Below are 1563 nucleotides of genomic sequence, written 5' to 3'. Positions count from 1 at the left end.
AACTTATGCTGACCTCAGCATAATTCCCAGTTGGCAAGTTTGTTGCGGAAGCGTTCGGGCGGGCGGGGCGTGCCATCCGACCAGGAGACGAGTGAGCCGATCGGGGCGAGATCGAAGACGAGTGACGCAGACATTGGAACTCCTCTGGTTTCTGCGGTGCGCGAAAACGAAAGCGCCGCCGGGGGGTGCCGGCGGCGGTGATCATTCGGAAAGGAGAAGGGCGGCGGCTATTCCGCCGCGATGCCGTAGGCAGAATGCTCTTCGGCAAGCCCGTCTGAGGTGTCCTCCGGAATGTCGGCGTCGACCAGTTCCGGCTCCGTAGCGCCGTGTTCATCGGCGATATCAGTGTCGTCGAAATTCACGTCAGCGATGGGCGCAGCGTCGACACTGTCGCCGCCTGCATCATCGGCGGCGCCATGCTCGTCCGCATCATCTGCCTGCCGCATCAGATCCGCGATATCGAGCGGATCGGGCGCGAAGAGGGCGGCGGGATGAACGAAGGTCGCCTCGGCCTTGAAGTGCTCGACGAGGGCTGAGCGTGTCTCACGCACCCGCGGCCGCGGCTGGATGTCGGCTCCACTGGCCGCAGCCTCGAGCGCCTGGCGCGACAGGCAGGCGAGGAAGTCTTCGGTGCCCATATTCGGCAGGTACCCGTCGGCACCGATCGCTTCGCCGGCGATGCGGGAGACGACGCCGCTGTTCGACATGCCGCGCCGGCAGGACAGAACCTCGACCAGCATGGAGCGCGCAGCGACCCGCACCCTCTCCATGTCGAAGGAAAACCGCCCGTCCTCGGTGAAGAGCCGCGCCACATGGCGCTTGAAGCGCTTCGGCCCGAACACATGATCGTTGGCGCCGGAGTCGACCCGGACATTTTGCCCGGCAAAGGCAATGACCATGAGCGCCATCAGCATGTCGTCCTCGATCGGCGCGCGCGCCAGCGCCTCGTGCAGCGCATCGGTGCGGAAGTCGCCGATCATGTCATGGCCCTTCTGCGTGACCTCCGGCCGCGACTTCGCGCCGCCTACATCCTCCTCGGCCTCGTTGGAGCCGTCGGCGACCGCGCCCGTTTTCCCTGCAGCAGGCTTGGGGTCCGGCATGCGATAGTGCACGGTCTGCACCTTGCCATCGCGGTCGAGATACATGCCGGTGTGGTCGCCCTTGCCCGGCTTGCCATAGAGGCGCTCGGCCTTCTTCGGCAGTTCCGGCTGGCCCCAGCCGTTGACTTCGACGAGCACGCCCTTCCTGGGCAGATTGTTCGTCATCCACTCCTGCTGGGCGCCGAGGAAAGCCTCGACGTCGATCGTATAGCGGCTATCCTCATCGGCTGGCGCGAACAAGTCCTCGACCCAGGCGATGCCATAGGCCTGCGCCAGGTCGTCGCCGAAGCTTGCATCGCGCGCATACATGCGGGTCTTTGTGAGGCCCTGCGCCACACTCCACCACGACACCTGCGGATCGGCTTTCGATGGCTTGTGCTTCTTCCAGACTTCTTTCTGCTCGTCGAGCGAGGCGGAAGCGATGGTGCGCAGCTGGCCCTCGTTGGGCATGTCGCCCCTGGCC

The 1563-nt window shown here is 65.2% G+C and carries 1 protein-coding gene; it reads right to left on the bottom strand.

The window, feature by feature from the left end; genetic code table 11:
- Positions 1-227: 227 nt before the first annotated feature.
- Positions 228-1563: plasmid partitioning protein (locus tag EN780_RS33875; RefSeq protein WP_128276427.1), on the bottom strand; the 1336-nt coding region annotated here is incomplete at its 5' end.

Origin of the sequence: Mesorhizobium sp. M4B.F.Ca.ET.089.01.1.1, from assembly GCF_004022605.1 — a bacterium.
GTDB lineage: Bacteria > Pseudomonadota > Alphaproteobacteria > Rhizobiales > Rhizobiaceae > Mesorhizobium > Mesorhizobium abyssinicae.
This window is presented reverse-complemented; position numbering and strand designations above follow the sequence as displayed.